This window comes from Halomonas tibetensis (assembly GCF_042643535.1).
In the GTDB taxonomy this organism is placed as follows: Bacteria; Pseudomonadota; Gammaproteobacteria; order Pseudomonadales; family Halomonadaceae; genus Halomonas; species Halomonas tibetensis.
This window is the reverse complement of the sequence record NZ_JBHRSQ010000013.1, coordinates 1-20,099: the sequence shown is the minus strand read 5'-3', so window position 1 is coordinate 20,099 and position 20,099 is coordinate 1. Positions and strand designations below refer to the sequence as shown.

The 20,099-nt window shown below is 65.5% G+C and carries 17 protein-coding genes; 7 read left to right on the top strand and 10 right to left on the bottom strand.

The features are described 5' to 3' along the window. Nucleotides 1–1,791: a sugar phosphorylase gene (locus tag ACFODV_RS10495; protein WP_379758767.1), complete on the top strand. Its 1,791-nt coding sequence runs from the start codon at nt 1–3 to the stop codon at nt 1,789–1,791. Nucleotides 1,792–1,861: 70 nt separating this feature from the next. Here ACFODV_RS10495 and ACFODV_RS10490 read toward each other — a convergent pair whose 3' ends face one another. The 4 genes from ACFODV_RS10490 to ACFODV_RS10475 form a co-directional block, all read right to left on the bottom strand. After that, nucleotides 1,862–3,082 (bottom strand): glycosyl transferase, encoded by a 1,221-nt coding sequence (locus ACFODV_RS10490; protein ID WP_379758763.1) that lies wholly within the window; start codon nt 3,080–3,082, stop codon nt 1,862–1,864. Then, complete coding sequence (locus tag ACFODV_RS10485; protein ID WP_379758760.1) at nt 3,079–4,011, bottom strand: HAD-IIB family hydrolase; 933 nt, start codon at nt 4,009–4,011, stop codon at nt 3,079–3,081. The genes ACFODV_RS10490 and ACFODV_RS10485 overlap by 4 nt, the downstream gene beginning before the upstream one ends. Nucleotides 4,012–4,240: 229 nt before the next feature. Further along, on the bottom strand, nt 4,241–4,741 hold the full coding sequence (locus ACFODV_RS10480) for a porin family protein (RefSeq protein ID WP_379758757.1): 501 nt from the start codon (nt 4,739–4,741) through the stop codon (nt 4,241–4,243). 149 nt (nt 4,742–4,890) lie between these two features. Then, nucleotides 4,891–5,823 carry an EamA family transporter gene (locus ACFODV_RS10475; protein WP_379758754.1) on the bottom strand — a complete coding sequence of 311 codons (933 nt, stop codon included), beginning with the start codon at nt 5,821–5,823 and terminating at the stop codon, nt 4,891–4,893. A 130-nt stretch (nt 5,824–5,953) separates the two neighbouring features. Here ACFODV_RS10475 and ACFODV_RS10470 point away from each other — a divergent pair, with 130 nt between their 5' ends. From ACFODV_RS10470 to ACFODV_RS10460, 3 genes are all read left to right on the top strand, one after another. Next, complete coding sequence (locus tag ACFODV_RS10470; RefSeq protein ID WP_379758751.1) at nt 5,954–7,141, top strand: acetate/propionate family kinase; 1,188 nt, start codon at nt 5,954–5,956, stop codon at nt 7,139–7,141. Further along, nucleotides 7,138–9,312, top strand: a complete 2,175-nt coding sequence (gene pta, locus ACFODV_RS10465) for a phosphate acetyltransferase (protein ID WP_379758748.1) — start codon at nt 7,138–7,140, stop codon at nt 9,310–9,312. The genes ACFODV_RS10470 and pta overlap by 4 nt, the downstream gene beginning before the upstream one ends. Before the next feature lie 197 nt (nt 9,313–9,509). Next, nucleotides 9,510–10,664: an aminotransferase class V-fold PLP-dependent enzyme gene (locus ACFODV_RS10460; RefSeq protein WP_379758745.1), complete on the top strand. Its 1,155-nt coding sequence runs from the start codon at nt 9,510–9,512 to the stop codon at nt 10,662–10,664. A 153-nt stretch (nt 10,665–10,817) separates the two neighbouring features. Here the strand turns inward: ACFODV_RS10460 and ACFODV_RS10455 are convergent, their stop codons facing one another. Continuing rightward, complete coding sequence (locus tag ACFODV_RS10455) at nt 10,818–11,501, bottom strand: CBS domain-containing protein (protein ID WP_379758742.1); 684 nt, start codon at nt 11,499–11,501, stop codon at nt 10,818–10,820. A gap of 139 nt (nt 11,502–11,640) precedes the next feature. Here ACFODV_RS10455 and deoC point away from each other — a divergent pair, with 139 nt between their 5' ends. Then, nucleotides 11,641–12,426, top strand: a complete 786-nt coding sequence (gene deoC / locus ACFODV_RS10450) for a deoxyribose-phosphate aldolase (RefSeq protein ID WP_379758738.1) — start codon at nt 11,641–11,643, stop codon at nt 12,424–12,426. A 63-nt stretch (nt 12,427–12,489) separates the two neighbouring features. On the opposite strand, the gene ACFODV_RS10445 is transcribed toward deoC, so the two are convergent. Next, a complete protein-coding gene (locus ACFODV_RS10445) occupies nt 12,490–14,007 on the bottom strand; it encodes a hypothetical protein (RefSeq protein ID WP_379758735.1) in 1,518 nt (505 codons plus the stop codon). Next, nucleotides 14,004–16,352 carry a mechanosensitive ion channel family protein gene (locus ACFODV_RS10440; RefSeq protein WP_379758732.1) on the bottom strand — a complete coding sequence of 783 codons (2,349 nt, stop codon included), beginning with the start codon at nt 16,350–16,352 and terminating at the stop codon, nt 14,004–14,006. Before ACFODV_RS10440 ends, ACFODV_RS10445 begins: the two co-directional genes overlap by 4 nt. Before the next feature lie 84 nt (nt 16,353–16,436). On the opposite strand from ACFODV_RS10440, the gene ACFODV_RS10435 reads away from it, so the two are divergent. Then, entirely contained in the window at nt 16,437–17,444 is a 1,008-nt protein-coding gene (locus ACFODV_RS10435) for an amidoligase family protein (RefSeq protein WP_379758729.1), read from the top strand. Next, the gene (locus ACFODV_RS10430; RefSeq protein WP_379758726.1) at nt 17,441–18,142 is read left to right on the top strand and encodes a gamma-glutamyl-gamma-aminobutyrate hydrolase family protein; all 702 of its coding nucleotides are present in this window, start codon (nt 17,441–17,443) and stop codon (nt 18,140–18,142) included. Before ACFODV_RS10435 ends, ACFODV_RS10430 begins: the two co-directional genes overlap by 4 nt. 51 nt (nt 18,143–18,193) lie before the next feature. Here the strand turns inward: ACFODV_RS10430 and ACFODV_RS10425 are convergent, their stop codons facing one another. From ACFODV_RS10425 to ACFODV_RS10415, 3 genes are all read right to left on the bottom strand, one after another. After that, entirely contained in the window at nt 18,194–18,628 is a 435-nt protein-coding gene (locus ACFODV_RS10425; RefSeq protein WP_379758723.1) for an OsmC family protein, read from the bottom strand. 80 nt (nt 18,629–18,708) lie between these two features. Then, nucleotides 18,709–19,224, bottom strand: a complete 516-nt coding sequence (gene tpx / locus ACFODV_RS10420) for a thiol peroxidase (protein ID WP_379758720.1) — start codon at nt 19,222–19,224, stop codon at nt 18,709–18,711. A 70-nt stretch (nt 19,225–19,294) separates the two neighbouring features. Then, the gene (locus ACFODV_RS10415; protein ID WP_379758718.1) at nt 19,295–19,864 is read right to left on the bottom strand and encodes a DUF1415 domain-containing protein; all 570 of its coding nucleotides are present in this window, start codon (nt 19,862–19,864) and stop codon (nt 19,295–19,297) included. Nucleotides 19,865–20,099 lie beyond the last annotated feature (235 nt).

Genomic DNA, 20,099 nt, shown 5'->3' with positions numbered 1-20,099 from the left:
ATGCCAGACCGCCAGACCTTCACCCCTTCCGTCACCACGCCACTGGACGCCGCCGCCTTCCGTCGGCGCGCCCATGACCATCTGACACTTATCTATGGCAAGCGCGCCGACGAGGTGCTGCGCCGGCTGCTGACGCTGCTCGAGCATCAGGCGCCGGCGACATCCTCCCCTGGTGACGTCGCCATGCCACTCTGGAGCGAGCGCGACCAGTGGCTGATCGGCTATGGCGATAGCCTCCTCGACGGCGAGCGAGCCCCCCTCGAGGTGCTGGGCGAGTTTCTCGACAGCCGCCTGCCCGACACCTTCAGCGGCGTGCATGTCCTGCCGTTCTTTCCCTGGAGCAGCGACGATGGCTTTTCAGTGATCCACTACCGGGAAGTCGACCCGACCCTGGGCGACTGGGGACACCTTCGTTCTCTGGCCGAAGGGCGCGACCTGGCAGTGGACCTGGTGCTCAACCACGTCTCACGGGAATCGCTGTGGTTCGTCGACTACCTCTCCGGCAGCCAGCCGGGGCGGGACTATTTCATCGAGATGGACCCGGAGACCGATCTCACCGCGGTAGTCCGCCCACGCAGCTCACCGCTGCTGGTACCGGTGCCGACCCGCCGCGGCACCCGCTACCTCTGGGCGACCTTCTCCGAGGACCAGATCGATCTGAACTTCGCCAATCCCGACGTGCTGCTCGAGTTTGTCGGCATCCTGCTCTTCTACCTTTCTCAGGGCGCCCGGGTGGTTCGTCTGGACGCCATCGCCTACCTGTGGAAAGAGGTAGGCACTCCCTGCATTCACCTGCCCCAGACCCACGAGGTGGTTCGCCTGCTGCGCGCCGTGGTCGACCACGTGGCGCCGGGCACCCTGCTGCTCACCGAGACCAACGTGCCCCATCACGAGAACCTCAGCTACTTGGGTCTTGAGCGGCTCCCCTCTCCCCCCGATGAGGCGCACCTGATCTACCAGTTCTCGCTGCCGCCGCTGCTGCTGCACACCCTGACCGGCGGCGATGCCACCCTGCTGGCCAGCTGGATCGAGAGCCTGCCGGAGCTGCCACCGGGCTGCAGCTATCTCAACTTCACCGCCAGCCACGACGGCATCGGCGTACGCCCCCTTGAAGGGTGGCTGCCCGCCCATGAGATCGAGGCGCTGCTGGAGCTGATGCACCGCTTCGGCGGCTTCGTCAGCATGCGCCGGCGCCCCAACGGCGAGGACACCCCCTACGAGATCAATATCACCTGGTTCGATGCCATGCAGGGCACTCGCCGCGGTCCCGACCCCTGGCAGGTCGAGCGCTTCCTGTGCAGCCAACACCTGATGCTGGCCCTGCAGGGCATCCCGGCGCTCTACCTGCACTGCCTGACTGCCACTCCCAACGACCTGGAGGGCGTCGAGCGCAGCGGCCGCCTTCGCTCCATCAACCGTCGTCGCTGGCAACTGAGTGAACTCGATGAGCTGCTCGACAGCCGCCACACTCCTACCCGAGAGGTGTTCCTGGCGCTGAAGCGTCGCCTGGCGATTCGTCGCGCCGAGCCCTGCTTCCACCCCGACGCCCCCCTTCGGGTGCTGCCCTCGCCGCCGACCCTGCTGGTACTCGAACGCGGCCCGCTGCCCGACGGTCGACGCCTGCTGGCGATTCACAACGTCAGCGACATGCGACAGCTGCTGGAGGTAGCAGCGCTCGCCGAGGGAACCTGGTTCGACCTGCTGGAGGATGCCCCCTGGGCGAGCGAGGAGAGCCTCGCCCCCTACCGCACCCTGTGGCTGGTGCAGAACCCTCCCGGGTCAGACCCTTAAGCAAATTTAAGAACCTGGCTCCGAGGGCAGGCCTCCGGGGGCACGTATCCAGGGACACGCACCAGAGAGGCTAGACGTGCCCGGCGTTGTCGGCCTCCACGGCGTCGTGGAGGCGGCTCAGCAGGTCCGGAATGGCCGAGCGCACCCGATTCCAGCTGGGGATGAAGGGGCGCTCGCCGGGGTTGTCGAGGAAGGCGTTGCCCGCCTCCAGCAGGTTGGCGGCGAACAGCTCCACGGCGCGCTCCTCGGCGTGGCGGTCCAGGGCGAGGCCGTTCATCACGGCGTCGTGGTGGTAGGCCTCGATCAGGTCCAGCGCCAGGCGGTAATAGGTGGCCTTGAGGGTGCGAAATCCCTCCGCGCTGAAGGTCACGCCCTGGGTGGCCAGCTTGCGGTAGAGCGCCTTGGCGATGTCCAGGCTCATACGGTTCAGCCCGGCGGAGGCGTCCTCTTCCGAGACCGGCTGGTGCTTGTGGTCGTAGGCGTCGGCCAGGTCGACTTGGCACAGCCGCTTGGTGGAGTGGTTGCGATGCACCTCGGAGAGCACGCCGATCTCCAGTCCCCAGTCGGCCGGAATGCGGATGCCGTCGAGCACCTCCGCGCGCATGGCGAACTCGCCGGAAAGCGGGTAGCGATAGCTGTCCAGGTACTCGAGGTAGGGCAGCGGACCGTGCATCTGCTTGAGCGCCCGCAGCAGCGGGGTGACCATCAGCCGCGACACCCGGCCGTTAAGCTTGCCCTCGGCGATGCGTGGGTAGTAGCCCTTGCAGAACTCGTAGTTGAAGTGGGGGTGGGCCACGGGATAGAAGAGCCGCGCCAGCAGGCCCCGATCGTAGGTGAGGATGTCGCAATCGTGGAGCCCGACCACGGCGCCGCGCGCCGATGCCTGAACGAAGCCAGCGCAGAACCAGACGTTGCGCCCCTTGCCGGGTTCCCTTGGGGAAAGGCCGTGGGCCTCCAGTTCGGTATCCAGCGCGCTCAGCCGCGGCCCGTCGTTCCAGAGGATGCGGTGTCGCTGGGGCAGGCGCGAAAAGAACTGACGAGCGTGCAGGAACTGCTTGCGATCGGCTCGGTCCAGCCCGATCACCACCTCGGCGAGATAGGGCACCTCGGCCAGCGCCTCGACGATGCGGGAAAGGGCCGGCCCCTCGAGCTCCGAATAGAGCGAGGGCAGGATCAGGCTCATCGGCCGGCGTCGACCGAACTCGCAGAGCTCCGCCTCCAGGGCCGCCACGGGCCGTCGGGTGAGGTTGTGAAAATCGGTGATGATGCCGTTCTGGTGGAAGTCGCTCATGCCAGCGACTCCCCTGCCGCCTCGGCGGCCGCTGCCAGGTCGAGTCTTTGCGCCGCCGGCATTACCCGGCGGTCAGCTCGCCCCCACCAGTAGGCCACCCCCTCGGCCCAGCCGGCGGGGCCCGTGGCCTCGCTGCGATAGAGTGCCGGCTGTTTCGGCGCCACCGTCAGGCCGTGGCAGCCGCGAATCACCACCGCCTGATCCACCACCTCCAGCATGGAGATATCGTTGGGGCCGTCGCCCAGGGCCAGGGTCAGCGGCCGGCGGCCACGCAGCGCCTCGCTGCGCGAGATCAGCCAGCTCACCGCGCTGCCCTTGTGGCAGGTGCCGGTGGCGTGCCAGAAGCGACCGCCACGCACCAGCTGCAGGCCGTCGCCGGCGAGCCCCTCGCGGAAACCCTCGAGGAACGCCTCGTCGTCGTCCCAGATCAGCGGCTCGCTGCCCTCGCGCATCCGTGCCAGGCGCGCCTCCGGCTCTGACAGCCCGGTGAAGGCGACAAGCTCGTCCAGCGTCATCTCGCTCATGGTGGTAAAGCGCACGCCCAGGCGCTCGCGCCATACTGCGAGCCGCTTGCGCACGAATCCGATATCCACCCCCAGGGTACGGATGCCCAGGCCGTCCGGGCCGATACGGTCCAACCGGGCGTGACACCAGGTCGGCGGCAGGCCCACCACGGCACCGTTCTCGGCGATGAAGGGAGTGTCCTCGAGGCCGAGCTCACGACGCAGCGGCACGATCTCGCTGCGCGTCTTGCTGGTCACCGGGATCACCGGCACGCCCAGCTCCCTGAGCCGCGCGAGCCAGGGCACCGCGGGGCTCCAGTCGTAGCTGTAATGGTCGAGCAGCGAACCGTCCAGGTCGGTAAACAGCAGTCGCGGCGTGAGGGCCGCATCGAAGCCGGCATCCGGCGTGGGGCGTGAATCGGTCATGGCAGCTCCCGGGCAGCCTGTCAGGTATCTTCAAAAATCTAAGCACAAGTCGTGCCAGTCATGCCAGGTAGAGTGGCGGCGCTGACAGGAGACAGGGGCTCCAGGAGCGCCTCGAGGCAAGCGGGACGATTGCCGCACCATGTCAGTGCATGGGTGCGCACCATAAAAAAGCAGGCGCCCCGCGGTGGGAAACCGCGGGGCGCCTGGAAGAGCGGGTCGACGTCGACCGTCAGAAGCGGTAGCGCATACCCACGCTGGCCGCATCGAAGGTGGCATCGGACTCGTCGAGGTAGCGCATGTAGTCCGCGCCTACGGCGACGTTGGGGGTTATGTCGAACTCGGCACCGGCCCCATAGGAGAAGCCGCTCTCGCGACCGATGTCGACATCCACCTCGGTGAAGCCGGCCAGGCCAAAGAGGCGAAACTCCGGTGCCACCGGCAGGATACCCTTGGCGTAAGCGCCCACCAGGTAGTCGAGTTCGACGGGGCCATCGGAGCCGCCGCTGCCCAGATGGCTCTCAACAGCGAAGTAGTCGTTGAACTGCATGCCGCCGTTGAGGCGCAGGCCGACGCTATCGCGGCTGGACGCATTGTCGGGATTGACTTCCCAGAACATGGCGTCACCGCCGATATAGGGCTGGGGGTAGAAGGCCTGCTGGGCCTGGGCGGTGGCAGCCGCGCCGGCAACAAACAGAGCGGCAGTGGCCGCGATGAGAGTAAGGCGTTTCATGGCATCCTCCTAATTAAAGAACACTGTTTGATAACACCTGGAGTGTGGTCGCATCACCCGAGTGGCGCAAGCCGATAATGTGCAAATGCACGCCAAGTCGAGTCGCCGAGGGGCGACGTCGCAGCCGTCGAGACGGAGACCGCTTGTCATCAGGCCTGCTTCGACAGCCCCAGAAACACGATGCCCGCCAGCACGATGCCACCGCCCACCAGTTGTACCGGCGAGAGCGTCTGGCCCAGCACCAGGTAACCCAGCATCAGCGCCGCTACCGGCTCCATGTTCATGGCCGGGGCGTTGCGCGCCATGTCGAGCCTGGGCACCGTGATGAACAGCACCGAGAAGGCCACCGCATAGAACAGTGCCAGCAGAAAGAGCCCCACCCAGCCAGGCATCGACTGGGGCAGCGACATGCCGCCCGGCACCAGCCCCAGGGCCCCGGCGATGACCATGGTCACCAGCACGGTCAGCATGGTGAGCAGGCTGCGCAGGGTGCTGCCCACGGCGGCCAGGCGGTGCTCGGTGATCCAAAGGGCGCAGGAAAAGGCGCTGGCGGCGGCCAGGCCGAAGCCCACCCCGGCCAGCCAGCCCGGCCCCATGGCCCCGGGGTCGCCCAGCCAGGCCGGCACGTCCAGCACCACCACCAGCCCCACCAGGATGATGCCCATGATCAGCGCCGCGCGACCGGTGGGACGCGGGCCGCCCAGCGCCCAGGAGAGCAGTGCCAGCTGCAGCGGCAGGGTATTCATCAACAGTAGCGCCACCACCACCGGAATTCGTGCCACTGCCGAATAGAGGCAGAGGCTTTGCACCGCCACCAGCAGGCCCACCAGCAGCTGCCAGCGGCCGGTTCCGGCGGGTAGCCGAAGTGACTTGCGCTGGAAAACCACCAGCGCCGTCAGGGCCAGGGTGGCCGTCCCGGAGCGCAGCAGTATCGCCAGCAGCAGGCCGGCGCCTGCATCGAAGGCGACCCTGGCGGACACGTGGTTGGCGGCAAACAGGGTGGCGAGGCCACACATCAGCATCAGGGCCAGCGGCCGTGGGAAGGGAGCAGGTGCCGTGGATGCTGAGGAAAGTGTCGACATGTCACGGCTTCCGTGCAAAGTGTATGAGATAGATGCAGTGCAGCATGACGGGCGTCAAGTCGGATAGGCGACTACCGCCGACGGCCTCATGTTAGACTAAAGTCAAATTTTTATCCCTCAAGGGGCGTCGATGAACGATCCGGTGCTGGTGATCAACTGTGGTTCCTCCTCTATCAAGTACGCGCTGGTGCCGACGACAGCCAACCAGCCACGACTGACGGGCCTTGTCGAGCGGCTGGGCAGCAGCGACGCCCGTCTGAAGGGCGTCGATAGCCGCGGGGATGTCTTCACCAGCGACCTGGGTGATGTTGGCCACGTCCAGGCGCTTAAGGCAATTCTCGAAGGACTCGAGGGCCACCGGCCGAGCGCCGTCGGTCACCGCATCGTCCACGGCGGAGAGCGCTTCACCCGTGCCACGCTGATCGACGACGACGTGGTGGCTGCCATTGAGCAGACCTCCGCCCTGGCCCCTCTGCACAACCCGGCCAACCTGCAGGGCATCGCCGCTACGCGGTCACTGTTCCCGGCACTGCCACAGGTGGCGGTGTTTGATACCGCCTTCCATCAAAGCCTGCCGCCTCGAGCCTACCGCTACGCGCTGCCCGAGTCGCTCTACCGCGATCATGGCATCCGCCGCTATGGCTTCCACGGTACCAGTCACGCCTGTGTGAGCGCCCGGGCCGATGCCCTCAGCGGTTTGCCCGGCGGTGGCTGGCTGACCGCCCACCTGGGCAACGGCTGCTCCACTGCCGCCGTCTGGGAGGGCCGGAGCCTCGACACCAGCATGGGCCTGACACCGCTGGAAGGCCTTGTCATGGGCACCCGAAGCGGCGATGTCGACCCCGGCCTGCACGCCCATCTGGCCCGCCATCTGGGCTGGAGCCTCGAGCGTATCGATGAGGTACTCAACCGTGAGAGCGGGCTGCTGGGCCTCTCCGGCTTGACCAACGACATGCGGGAGCTAGAAGCCGCCGCCGACAAGGGTCACGCCGGCGCCACGCTGGCCATCGAGGTGTTCTGCTACCGCATCGCCAAGTCGCTGGCCGCCCTCTCCTGCGCCCTGCCCCGCCTGGACGGCATCGTCTTCACCGGCGGCATCGGCGAGAACTCGCCGCGAGTGCGCCGGCAGGTCGTCGATTTGCTGCCCCATTTCGGCGTCGAGCTCGAGCACAACGCCAACCTCGCCACGGTTCGCGGACGCGAGGCCCGCATCGACACCCAGACCCCGAACCGGCCCGTCCTGTGGGTGATCCCCACCGACGAAGAGGGCCGCATCGCCGACGAGACCCGCAAGCTGCTGGGAGACACCCCCCGATGACACCGCAACCTACCCGACCTGCCCCCCAGGCCATCCTGCTGGTGCCCACCGGCGAGGGAGCAGGCCTCACCTCGGCTTGCCTTGGCCTGATCCAGGCGCTGGACACCATCGGCCTCAAGGCCGGTTTCTTCAAGCCGCTGCGCCAGGACGAGCTCAACGGACCGGGACCGGATCGCTCCTGCGCCCTGGTCAGCAGCACCCTGGGGCTCCACCCTCCGGCGCCGATTGCCCAGGCCGAGATGGAGCGCCTGCTGCGCCAGGATCGTCTCGACGTGCTGATGGAGCAGGTAATAGAGCTGCAGGAACTCGCCCTGGAGGCCTCGCCCGACGGCACCCCCGAGCTGCTGGTGATGGAGGGCCTGGTACCGACGCGTCACGCCAGCTACGCCGCCCAGGTCAACGCCCAGCTGGCCCATGCGCTCAATGCCAGGATCATCCTGGTGGGCAGCGGCGACCTGGCCGAGCCCCAGGCGCTGGCCGAACAGCTCGACATGCATGCACGCGCCTTCGGCGGGGTCGGTTCGGCCCGCACGCTGGGCTGCATTCTGATGCGCATGCACAACATGCCCGGCGGCGAGCATCCCAGCGGCCTGGCCCCAGGCACCGCTGCTCCGGCCCTGGGAGAGGCGCTGCTCGCCGAGCTCCACCGCCACTCCCCGGCGCTTGCCACCGAGCGCTTTCACCTGATCGGCATGGTGCCCTTCGCCCCGGCGCTCTCCGCGCCGCGGGTGCTGGACGTGGCGCGCGCCCTGGGCGCCACCTTCCTCAGCGAAGGTGAGCCGGAACGCCGCGTCCTTTCCACCAGTCTTTGCGCGCGCAGCGCCTCCAACGCACTGCACATTTTCAAGCCCGGCAGCCTGGTGGTCGCCTCCGGCGACCGCGACGATGTGGTGCTGGCATCGGCGCTGGCCACCATGAACGGCGTGCCGTTGGCCGGCATATTGCTCACCAATGGCTTTATACCCGGCGACAACATGATCGAGATGTGTCGTCCAGCATTGAAGACTGGCCTGCCGGTGATCAGCGTCGACACCGACAGCTTCACCACCGCCAAGAATCTTGGTCAGATGGGCAACGACATCCCCATCGATGACCTGGAGCGCGCCGAGCGAGTCGCCAACTTCGTGGCTGCCCATATCGACCTGGAGTGGCTCAAGGGCCACCTGAGCCGCGGCTATACCCGCCGTCTCTCCCCCTCGGCCTTCCGCCACCAGCTGGTCAAGCTGTCTCAGCAGGCCAACAAGCGCATCATCCTGCCCGAGGGCGCCGAGCCGCGCACCGTGGAGGCCGCCGCCATCTGCCAGCGTCGCGGCCTGGCCCGCTGCGTGCTGCTCGGGAAACGTGAGGAGATCGAGGAGGTCGCCCGCCATCGCGGTATCGAACTGCCCGAAGGGCTCGAGATCATCGACCCGGACAGTATCCGCGAGCGCTACGTGGACGCCATGGTGGAGCGGCGCAGCGGCAAGGTGAACGCGCTCACTGCCGAGGCTCAGCTCCACGACAACGTGGTGCTCGGCACCATGATGCTGCAGCTCGACGAGGTGGACGGACTGGTCTCCGGTGCCATCCATACCACCGCCAATACCGTGCGTCCCGCCTTCCAACTGATCAAGACCGCACCGGGCTATAACCAGGTGTCGTCGATCTTCTTCATGCTGCTGCCCGAACAGGTGGTGGTTTACGGCGACTGCGCCGTCAATCCCGATCCGGACGCCGACACCCTGGCCGAGATCGCCCTGCAGAGTGCCCGCTCCGCCCTGGCCTTCGGCATCGAGCCGCGGGTGGCGATGATCAGCTACTCTACCGGCGAATCCGGCTCAGGCGCCGACGTGGAGAAGGTTCGCCAGGCTACCCAGCTGGCCCGTGAGAAGGCTCCGGAGCTGCTGATCGACGGCCCGCTGCAGTATGACGCCGCGGCCATCGAGAGCGTCGGCCGCCAGAAAGCGCCAGATTCCCCGGTGGCCGGGCGTGCCACGGTGTTCGTCTTCCCCGATCTCAATACCGGCAACACCACCTATAAGGCGGTGCAACGCAGCGCCCGAGTGGTCAGCGTCGGCCCTATGCTGCAGGGCCTCAACAAGCCGGTAAACGACCTCTCGCGCGGCGCCCTGGTGGACGATATCGTCTACACCATCGCCCTGACCGCCATCCAGGCCGCCCAGGGCAGCTGAGTCGGATACGCCACACACCGGCGCTGGGAGATTGACGCTTACCGACAGGCTCGTGCGACAGGCTCGTGCGAAAGCCGCGTGAGAAAGCCTCGTGCGAAAGCCCGGGGCGGCTGGTTCCGATTGGCGAATGGGCATATCCTCTGGCCATGAACTCCTTCGCTGCCCTGAAGGTCACCCGATTCACAACGGAGACTCACATGCCCGGTTTGCTTCCCGACGTAGACCCCGATGGACTGCTGGAATACTCGGTGGTCTACACCGACCGCGCCCTCAATCATATGTCCGCTCGCTTCCAGGAGGTGATGTGCGACATTTCCGGCCAGCTCAAGCGGGTCTACCACGCCCATAGTGCGGTGATCGTGCCCGGCAGCGGCACCTTCGGCATGGAGGCGGTGGCTCGGCAGTTCGCCAAAAACCGCCATTGCCTGGTGATCCGCAACGGCTGGTTCAGCTATCGCTGGAGCCAGATTCTCGAGATGGGACACATCTCCACCGACATCAACGTGCTGAAGGCACGCCGCCTCGACGAAGACAAGCCGACCTCGCCCTTCGCCCCGGCGCCCGTTGAGGAGGTGATCGAGTCGATCCGCGATCATCAGCCGGACATTATCTTCATGCCCCACGTGGAGACCGCCGCCGGGATCATGCTGCCCGATGACTACATCCGCCAGGTAGCCGACGCGATCCACCAGGAGGGAGGCCTGCTGGTGCTCGACTGCATCGCCTCTGGCGCCATCTGGGTCAACATGCAGGACCTTGGTGTCGATGTGCTGGTCAGCGCGCCCCAGAAAGGCTGGAGCGCCTCGCCCTGCTGCGCCATGGTGATGCTCTCGCGTCAGGCCCGCGAAGCCATCGATGAGACCACCAGTTCGAGTTTCGCCTGCGACCTCAAGAAGTGGCTGCAGATCATGGAGACCTATGAGGCCGGCGGCCACGCCTACCACGCCACCCTGCCCACCGATGGACTGGTCACGCTGCGCGATGTGATGGCCGAGATCGAGGCTTACGGCCTGGAGGCCGTCCGCGACGAACAGCAGGCGCTGGGCGACGGCGTTCGCGAACTGCTGGCGGAGTTTGGTTACAACAGTGTGGCGGCCCCCGGCTTCGAGGCTCCCGGCGTGGTGGTCAGCTACACCGATGATGCCGGTCTGGTCGGCAAGTTCGCCGAGGCGGGGCTGCAGGTCGCTGCCGGCGTGCCATTGATGTGCGACGAAGGCGAGGCTTTCCAGACCTTCCGCATCGGCCTGTTCGGCCTGGAAAAGCTCCATGACCGTGAGCGCAGCCTGGCCAACCTTCGCGCGCCCCTGGAGGCGATCGCCCGGGCAGAAACGGTTCCGCCCAGCGAGGCTTGAGCCAAGGCCTCTGTCTGTCATGTGGACGGCACATTGACGGTCTGAAACTCAAGAGGGGCGACCTGATGGTCGCCCCTCTTGCGTTTACCCCGGTGTGTTTACCCCGGGCGTGTTTAACACCTCTCCGATGCTGAAACGTTGATCAGCCTGCTGTCAGACGGCACCCACGCCACGCGGTACGAAGCCCAGATTGTTCTCGACCTCCTTGACGCCGGGAGTGTTCTCGGCTGCCACCTGCACGGCCATCTTCTGTTGCTGGCTTTCCACCAGCCCCCAAAGCTGTACCTTGCCTTCCGAGACGATGATGTTGAGCCGATCGGATAGCACGCCGGTTTTGTCGTCGACTTCCTTCAGGATGGCCTCGCGGATATCGCGATCGTCCGCCGAAACGCTGGCTTCGGTGGCCGAAACGGAAAAGCCACGCAGCAGGTTGGACCGGCTGACAATACCCACCAGCTGATCATCCTTGATGACCGGCACCCGCTTGATGCGATGCTTCTCGAGCAGCCGAGAGATCTTGTGCAGCGGCATGTCTGCGCCGATGGTGATAAGGTCTCGGGTCATGATCTCGCTGGCACGACGGCCATGAGACTTCACATAGTCGGCGGCATCGTGACCGGCAAACAGTCTCAGCCACCATGATTTCCTGGAGCTGGTATCGTTTTCTACCCGGCGCATCAGATCACCTTCGCTGACGATGCCGAGCACCTTGCCACCGTCGCCCACAACGGGAACGGCGCTGATACCATGCTCCAGCAGCAGGGTGGCGATTTCGCGCACCTCGCTGTCAGGGGACACGGTGATGACGTTCTGGGTCATGACATCTGCAGCTTGCATCGGGCGTTCTCCACGAATTAGTCGTCAATACCTTCTAAAGATAGCAACCTACGGGCGCCGATGCATTGATCCCAGCCATGGTTGCTCGACGTCGTTTCAACTCTGCAGCACCATCCACGACAACCGGGAAGGACCTCCCATGACCGATGATATTCAACGCGCGGCGCGACAGGCCCTCGCTCTGTTGGACCTGACCAGCCTAAACGATGACGACACCGATGCCTCCATCGAGTCACTGTGCCGCCGCGTGAAGACCGCTGCAGGCACCCCGGCGGCGGTGTGCGTCTACCCGTCCTTCGTGACCACTGCCCGGCGCACCCTCAAGGCGCTGGACCTTGAGGGCAAGGTGAAAGTGGCCACGGTGACCAACTTTCCCCATGGCGGCGACGACATCATGATCGCTGCCCGCGCGACCCGTGAAGCGGTAGCCTCGGGCGCCGATGAAGTGGACGTGGTCTTCCCCTGGCGTGCCCTTATCGCCGGCGACGAGGAGACCTGCCGCGAACTGGTCGCTTGCTGCCACCAGGCCTGTGGCAGCGCCATTCTAAAGGTGATCCTGGAGACCGGCGAGCTGAAGGATCCGGCGCTGATCCGCCGTGCCGCCGAACTGGCCCTGGAGGGCGGCGCCGACTTCCTGAAGACGTCCACCGGCAAGGTGGCGGTTAACGCCACCCTCGAGGCCGCCGAGATCCTGCTCACAGTCATCCGCGAGCGTGGCCCGGCCCTCGAGCGGCCCATCGGCTTCAAGGCCGGCGGCGGGGTACACACCACCGAGGCGGCCCAGGCCTACCTGCAGCTGGCCGGTCGGATCATGGGCCCTGGCTGGATTACCCCCGATCACTTCCGCTTCGGTGCATCGGATCTGTTCGATGACCTGCTGATCACAATGGGGATGGCGGGAACGCCGGCAGGGGGAACGGCATAAGCCAGCCGAGTTCCCGCTCCCCAGGACACGGAACACGCATCCACCGCTGAGCACCAGAGCGGGTCACATGCCGTTGGGTCTGGCTTCCTCATGGTCCGGACCCTCAACATGGACTCGCTCCAGATCAACGATCCGCGAGCGGCTCATCACCACCTTCCAGCGCTGCAGGGTCGGGGGCTGATCACCCTGAGCCTCGCGGATCACCAGATTGATCAGGTGACGCTTCTCGACGTCTTCCCGCACTACCTGCCCCTTCTCCAGCCGATAGACCCGGTGACTGCCTTTTTCCATCAGCCGCGCCAGCAGCGAGAGGTCCAGCGTCAGCGTCTCACGGGTATGCTCGTAGCCGCTGAGGAAGCGGGTCGGCGACATTCGTGAGCTCGAGCGATAGCGCAGTATCACCTCCTCGCGCTGGGCCACGCTGCGCTTGCGCACCCGCTGGATCTCCTCATCCAGCTTGAGAAAGCGCGCATAGTCGAACCACTCGAGCTGGCGGCCCACGGGCGCGTTGCGGGTAGGGTCCAGGTACTGCCGGCGCCACTTGGGGCGCCCACGTCGCAGCAGCCGCCATAGGGTATTGCGCAGATCATCCTTGAACAGTTCACGCAGGGCATAAATCACCGCCATGGCCATCACAAAGAGCGCGGTGATATCCGAGAGGGCGTCACGCACTCTGACCAGCCCCAGCGTGACGAACACCATCACCACCGCGGTGACCAACGCCTTGACCGCCTTCTGTTCGCCGCCGCCGAGCTCCTGGGTCTTCTGCTTGAGGGTCACCGGGAACTCGATCAGCCGGCGCAGCAAGCGCATCTTGTTGGACATGCGCGTCGGGTCCAGTGTCACCCGCTCGGAGTTGTACTCCTTGGCCTCTCGGTAGGCGCCTTCCTCCGCACAGATCGCCAGCAGCCGCTCTCGAATGTCGCGGAAGCGAGCCCCTCTGGGCAGGCTGGCAACCAGCGCCAGCAGGCGCTGCTCGGTGAACCAGGAGAGATAGTTGTCGATGGTGACGTAGTAGCGGCTGAGGCTCTCCTCGGTGGGTTCCTGGCGACGCAGCCGCTTGAGAATGCCCGCGGCCAGATCGGCATGCTCCGCGAGCTGTGCCTCCAGGGACAACTCCTCCTTGTCTTTTGTGCTGCCCTGCGTCTGGTTAGCGGCGGTCTCATTCTCCTTGCTGAAGGTCGCCTTATGCTTGCCCGCCGGGGGCATCTCCTTGCTGGCGGCGGTCTTCTCGTCGCGTCGCACGCGGCGGGCGGCCTCCAGTAGCGGCTGGTTCGAGCTCTCCAGTGCTACCACGTACTGGTAGGCATAGAGGCTCATGCCGAGGCGATACTGGTCTGGGTCGAGCCGGCCACTTTCCGCGAGGCGACTGAGCACCATCGGCAGCCGGTAGCGATCGCTGTAGTAGGTCCGCTTGACGTGAATCGCTGCGTGGTAAAACGTCTCTTCGGCGAGCACCCTGGGGCCTAGCCCCAGTTCGCCTGGCACGAAGAGGTAGAAGTCGAGCTGGTGGGATGTCTCTTCCTGGAGCACCCGGGAGATGCGCAGGGAGAGGCTGTCCGGGCGTTCGACGCTGATCATTGGCCCGGATCCGGGGAGCCGCCCGACGCGTTGGTATCACCCTCGGGACCGGCGATCCCGGCCTCGCCGGGTGCGCGCCCGCTGGCATCGCGCCCGCTGGCATCGCGCCCGCTGGCATCGCGGCCGTCGCCACGCTCGTTGCTGCCGTCCAGACGGCCGCCGCCGCGTCCCTCCATGCTGACGCTGAGCCGCGGCACCCCAAGATCGACCTCAAGTTCTTCCATGCGCTGACGCAGCAACAGATTGAAGGCGCGGGCGACGTCCCATTGCATCTCCGGGGCGGTGCGAAACCGCATGCGCAGGATCGGGCAGCCCTCCTCGAAGGCCTGGATACCCTGCATCTCGATCGGCGACCAGATGTGGTGGCGCATCATCGGGTCCTGGCGGAGAGCCTGTGCAGTATCCTGCATCAGGGTAATGGCATCGTCGATCTTCATATCGAAGGGAATGCGGATCTTCATCAGGGCGATACCGAACTGACGAGACATGTTGTGGATCGATTCGATGCGGCTGAAGGTGATGATGTGCACCACCCCGTCCAGATCCCGCAGGCGAACGGTGCGCAGCGTCAGCCCCTCTACCGTGCCTATGTGGCCGTTGATCTGCACGAAATCATCCACGGCCATGGAATCCTCGATGAGGATAAAGATGCCGGTGATCAGGTCCTGCACCAGGGTCTGGGCGCCGAAGCCGATGGCCAGGCCGATCACACCGGCACCCGCCAGCAGCGGTGTGACGTTAACGCCCAGGTTGGCCAGCCCGACGATGGTGGCGATGATCACGATGGTGGCGAAGATGACGTTGCGGATCATCGGAGTAATGGTCTGCGCGCGAGCCTGGTTGACCCGGCGCCCGCGAGAGCGGGCCGAACTGGTCATGGCCCGTTGAATGGCGGTATCGGCAAAGATCCACGCCAACCAGGCGAGCAGCATGGTCAGGGCAATGGCCAGCAGCGCCTGGCCGATGCGTGCGCTGGCCACGCTCTGCTGGCCAAGGCCCATCAGCGAGCCGCTCCACACCTGCAGCGAGAGCTCGGCGAAAGCCAGCCAGGCCGCGGCATGAGCCAACACATAGCCGAAGCGCTCAAGACGCTGGCGATACTGACTGCCCCGCCGGCGCCCCTGATGCCTCTTGCGCTGTTCACCGTGGCGACGAATCAGCCCGGTCACCACCAGCGCCAACACCAGCAACGAGGCGGAGATGATAGAGCGGGCCAGGGCGGTGCCCACGTCGCCGCCGGTGACAAAAATCGCCACCAGCGAGCCCCCCACCAGCAGCAGGGCCGGCACGTGCCACAGACGACCCAGCACATGTATCACGCTGGCGCTGCCTCTGCTTTCGCGACGCTCGGGCCAGGGCCGATTTCGGATGATGTGCTTGATCGGCCGCTTGAAGCGCAGAATAAAGCGCACGCTGATCATCGCCGCCAGCATATTGGCCAGCACCGAGAACAGCCCCGCCAGCTCGTCGCCAAGCAATCCGGAGAGCCGTGTTGAGTTGAAGGCATCCCCCAGAGCCACCAGTGCGCCAATCATGAACAGCGGGCGCAGCGCGCGCTGTTGCATGATCTGTACCGCCCAAAAGCGGTGGCCACGGGTGAACACCGAAACGAAGGTTTCCACCACCACCGAAAGGGTACGCCCACATAGCGCCACGTAGGCCACCACCAGCGCCATGGTGCGCCCGGCGCTCTCCGGAATCAGCTGCGCCATGCCCAGCACCAGGAAGAAGGCCAGCGCCCAGGGCAACATGCGGCGCAGGAAATGCACGGTGAGCAGCCAGGCACCCGGGTCGCGAGGCAGATCCAGGGGCCATTCTCGGTGACGCGCCAGCAGCCGACCCAGGGCGACCATTATCACCAGCAGCCCGACCCAGATGCCCAGCAGCACCGTGGCCTCGATCAGGAAGCGCATCAGCTCGGCATTGCCGGTACTGGTCACCAGGCCGCTGAGGTCTACCCAGCCCTGCTCGAGCTGGTTGCGCCATCCATCGATAGGTGACTGACCCGACTCGGCCTGCTCGCCAAGATCGCTGAGGGTCTCGGCCAGGGCACCGAGCAGCCCCTGTCGGGGAGCGATACTGCTACCGTCCACGGCTTCGCCTTGCACCCGCTGCAGCTCGCGCAGGTCCTCTAACAGGGCCCCTCGCTGTTCGGCATTCTCCAGGGTACCGATCACCTGCTCGAGGGATTCCTGAAACGCCTGGGGATCATGCTCGGCGGCCGGCTGCTCTCCCCCCCCCACCAGCCCCGACAAACCAATCTGCTGAGCCTGGACAGGCAGCGCTAGCAGAAGCAGCAACCAGAGCAGACAGGTGTAAAGGCTTAGGCGCAGTGATAACGACATCGTTTCTCCGTCTTCGCTCGGCGACGCTGGTCGCCAATATGTTAGGCTCTTCGCGAGTCTGCAGGTCACGCACAGGATGCCGCCATGACGCCGCTATCGCCACCCGAACCCCACAATCCCGACGGAGAGACACGTCGCGTCGGTGTCGAGATCGAGTTCGCCGGGCTGCCGCCCCGCGACACGGCCGAGCTGGTGCGCGACCTGTTCGGCGGTGAGATGGTGGTCGTCAGCGCCCATCGTCTCAAGGTCCAGGGGACCCGCTGGGGCGAGTTTGTTATCGAGCTGGACACCCAGTATGCCCATCCCGACAGCGAGGTGCTCGATGCCAAGCCAAAGGACGACACCGAGTGGACGCGTCAGCGCCACCAAATGCGGGTCGACTTCCATACCCGCACCCGGGAACTGATCGGCGACGTGGTGACCGGCCTGGTACCCACCGAGATCGTCTGTCCCCCGGTGCCTTGGGACGAGCTCGGGGAACTCGATGCCCTGTTTGTCGGGCTTCGCGAGCATGGCGCCAAGGGCACTGACGCCAGCCTCCTCTATGGCTTTGGTCTGCACCTCAACCCGGAGGTGCCGAGCCTCGAGGTAGAGAGCCTGCTCGACCACTTGCGCGCCTATCTGCTGACCGCCGAGTGGCTGCGCGAGCAAATCGACGTGGACATCACTCGGGAGGTGCTGCCCCACGCCAACCCCTTCGCCAAGCCCTACGCGTTAAAGGTACTGGCGCCCAACTATGCGCCGGACCTGGATACCCTGATCGGTGACTATCTGGAGGATAACCCGACCCGCAATCGCGAGCTGGACATGACACCGCTGTTTGCCCACCTGCGGCCGGACTATCCCCACGAGCTGTTTCACAACAAGCTGGTCAAGGCTCGCCCCACCTTCCACTACCGACTGCCGGACGCCCGTCTCTCCGAGCCCGGCTGGGGCTCCGTCACGGAATGGAACCGCTGGCTCGAGGTAGAGAAGCTGGCCGCCGACAAGGAGCTGCTGCATAAGCGCAGCGCTAGCTACGTGGCCAAGCATACCCGCTCGCCACTCGCCCGACTTTGGCTGCGCATGCGCGGCTGGGTAGGCAACGCGTGAGCAAGCATCGCCCCCTGATCGGCATTACCACTTCCGACCGCAAGAGCCAGATCGCCTGGCTCTTCGACTGGTTCGCCGTGTGGCGACACGGCGGCCGTCCGCTGCGCCTGTCGCCTTCCCGCCCCACGCCCATGTATCTCGATGGTCTGGTCATCGGCGGTGGCGACGATATCCAGGCGCATCTCTACAACGCCGAGGTGCAGCTCGACGTGCGTGTGGATCCCCAGCGCGACGAGCTCGAGCTCGAACTGCTGGAGCGCTTCATCCCCGCAGACACCCCGGTACTGGGCATCTGCCGCGGGGCCCAACTGATTAACATCTATCTGGGCGGCACCCTGGACCCTGACATCTACACCACCCACGAGGGGCTCAAGCGGCGGCGCACGGTATTGCCGCGCAAGACGGTAGACATTGTCGGCGCCAGCAAGCTGCACCGAATCCTGCGGGTCAGCTGGTGTCGCATCAACAGCCTGCACCATCAGGCGGTCCATCGGGCCGGCCGCGGCATCGAGATCGTCGCTCGGGATCGCGACGGTCTGGTGCAGGGCATCGAGTCTCGGGATCACGAGTTTCTGATCGGCGTGCAATGGCACCCCGAGTGGCTGATCTTCAATCGCCCCCAGCAGCGGCTGATCCGTGCCCTGGTCAAGGCCGCCGCCCGCCATCGCGACCGGCCGGTGGACGATCCGGCCCCCTGACACGCCGACGGCCACCCGAAGGTGGCCGCCGCAGGTCGTGCCAGGTGCGTGTCAGCTTTCCAACGTCGCCTCGAGAGTGATCTCGGCATTGAACAGCTTGGACACAGGACAGCCGGCCTTCGCCTTCTCGGCGCACTCTTCGAACGCCGCCTGATCGGCTCCCGGGATCTTCACCCGACTCACCAGATGAATGCTCGGAATATGGAAGCCTCCTTCCGGATCCTCGGCCAGCGTTACGGTGGCTTGAGTATCGATGCTTTCGGCCTCCATGCCGGCATCGCCCAGAATCAGCGACAGCGCCATGGAGAAGCAGCCAGCATGGGCGGCACCGATCAGCTCTTCCGGATTGGAGCCCGCCTCACCCTCGAAGCGCTGGCGAAAGTCATAGGGCGTTTCCTTCAGCACGCCGCTCTCGGTGGACACCGTGCCCTTGCCGTTCTTGATGCCGCCCTGCCAGTGGGCGGAAGCCGTCTTGGTAATGCTCATAGGTTACTCTCCCGAGTGAATGGCGTTAATGAAATGAATGGCGTTAATCACGTGAATGGAAACCCCAGTGTAGACGCCGATCAAGCCGACACATCTGGCGACAGTGACTTTAGCGCCGCCTCATAGTCTGGCTCATCCTTGATCTCGTCCACCAGCTGGCTGTGGATTACCTTGTCGTTCTCGTCCACCACCACCACGGCGCGGGCGCAGAGCCCGGTCATGGGGCCGCTGCACAGATCCACGCCCCACGCCTGGTGGAACTCGGGGTGACGAAAGGTCGAGAGTGTCTCCACGTTGTCCAGGCCCTCGGCGCCGCAGAAGCGCTTGGCCGCGAACGGCAGGTCGGCGGAGACCACCAACACCACGGTGTTATCCATTTTCGAGGCCAGCTCGTTGAAACGGCGCGTGGAGGTGGCACAGGTCGGGGTGTCGACGCTGGGAATGATATTGAGCACCTTGCGCTTCCCGGCAAAGTCGGCAAGGGTCACGTCGGCCAAGTCGGTGTTGGTCAGGGTCAGGGCGGGGGCTGCCTGGCCCACGTCCGGGAAAGCGCCGGCCACATCTACCGGGGTTCCAGCGCGATTTACCTGTTTCATGCGCACACTCCTCGATCATGTTGAAGAAAACGAGCCTAACGGTCCCACGACCAGGCAGCCAATGCCAGCATCAACGCTTGCCGTCACGCAGCGCCAGCAGGGCATCGTCCAGTGCCGCGGAGCCCAGCTCGCGCATGGCGGCGACGTTGCGCTCGGGGATCGCCTCGGGGTTCGGGTACTGCTCGAGCGCCTCCTCGAGCCCTGCCTCTCGCAGCAGATGCAGCATCGGGAAGGGTGAGCGGTTCGTGAAGTTGGCCGCATCGTTCTGCTCCGCCCCCTCGAAGCAGTAGTCGGGATGGAAGCTGGCCAGCTGGTAGGTGCCTTCGAAGCCCTGCTGGGCCAGCAGGGCTTCGGCGATGGCCAGAAAGTCGAGGTAGTCGTCGAACTCCTCGAGCCCCTCGGTCAACACCAGCAGGGTGGTCTCGATCGTCGGGGTCTCGTCAAGCCGTTCGCATTCCGCCACCAACGCCAGCAGGGCGCGCTCCCAGTCGGTAGCGTCCACCGTCACGTAGCGGATGGTGTCGCGGGCCACCTCGCGGCCTGCGAAGGGGCAGACGTTGTGGGCCACCACAAAGGTCTCGACCCAGGCGCGGGTGGCGGTCAGGGCCTGATCCTGGGAGGGCATGGAATATTCGGACATGGCGACTCTCGCGGCAGCAGGAAAAAAGGGGCTGCTAGTGTGGCAGAAACCCAGCCTCTCTGCGCCCAGCGCCCCCGGGGTCAGACCCTTAAATCCCCTTAAGGGTCTGACCCTGAGGCCTCCCCACGAATAGAATAAGAAAATCAGTATATTAGGATTGAAAAAAGTCTGCATGGGCAGGCATGTTGTTAATCGCCAAACCAACAATATGCCGAGGAGCCCATGCAGACGCGCC

What these genes read in the sequence shown, in the direction of transcription:
- pta (WP_379758748.1), top strand. Translation starts at nt 7,138, where the DNA reads ATGACACCGCAACCTACCCGACCTGCCCCCCAGGCCATCCTGCTGGTG.
- ACFODV_RS10415 (WP_379758718.1), bottom strand. Translation starts at nt 19,864, where the DNA reads ATGTCCGAATATTCCATGCCCTCCCAGGATCAGGCCCTGACCGCCACC.
- ACFODV_RS10480 (WP_379758757.1), bottom strand. Translation starts at nt 4,741, where the DNA reads ATGAAACGCCTTACTCTCATCGCGGCCACTGCCGCTCTGTTTGTTGCC.
- ACFODV_RS10485 (WP_379758760.1), bottom strand. Translation starts at nt 4,011, where the DNA reads ATGACCGATTCACGCCCCACGCCGGATGCCGGCTTCGATGCGGCCCTC.
- ACFODV_RS10425 (WP_379758723.1), bottom strand. Translation starts at nt 18,628, where the DNA reads ATGAGCATTACCAAGACGGCTTCCGCCCACTGGCAGGGCGGCATCAAG.
- ACFODV_RS10435 (WP_379758729.1), top strand. Translation starts at nt 16,437, where the DNA reads ATGACGCCGCTATCGCCACCCGAACCCCACAATCCCGACGGAGAGACA.
- ACFODV_RS10490 (WP_379758763.1), bottom strand. Translation starts at nt 3,082, where the DNA reads ATGAGCGACTTCCACCAGAACGGCATCATCACCGATTTTCACAACCTC.
- ACFODV_RS10440 (WP_379758732.1), bottom strand. Translation starts at nt 16,352, where the DNA reads ATGTCGTTATCACTGCGCCTAAGCCTTTACACCTGTCTGCTCTGGTTG.
- ACFODV_RS10475 (WP_379758754.1), bottom strand. Translation starts at nt 5,823, where the DNA reads ATGTCGACACTTTCCTCAGCATCCACGGCACCTGCTCCCTTCCCACGG.
- ACFODV_RS10495 (WP_379758767.1), top strand. Translation starts at nt 1, where the DNA reads ATGCCAGACCGCCAGACCTTCACCCCTTCCGTCACCACGCCACTGGAC.
- ACFODV_RS10455 (WP_379758742.1), bottom strand. Translation starts at nt 11,501, where the DNA reads ATGCAAGCTGCAGATGTCATGACCCAGAACGTCATCACCGTGTCCCCT.
- ACFODV_RS10460 (WP_379758745.1), top strand. Translation starts at nt 9,510, where the DNA reads ATGCCCGGTTTGCTTCCCGACGTAGACCCCGATGGACTGCTGGAATAC.
- ACFODV_RS10445 (WP_379758735.1), bottom strand. Translation starts at nt 14,007, where the DNA reads ATGATCAGCGTCGAACGCCCGGACAGCCTCTCCCTGCGCATCTCCCGG.
- ACFODV_RS10470 (WP_379758751.1), top strand. Translation starts at nt 5,954, where the DNA reads ATGAACGATCCGGTGCTGGTGATCAACTGTGGTTCCTCCTCTATCAAG.
- deoC (WP_379758738.1), top strand. Translation starts at nt 11,641, where the DNA reads ATGACCGATGATATTCAACGCGCGGCGCGACAGGCCCTCGCTCTGTTG.
- tpx (WP_379758720.1), bottom strand. Translation starts at nt 19,224, where the DNA reads ATGAAACAGGTAAATCGCGCTGGAACCCCGGTAGATGTGGCCGGCGCT.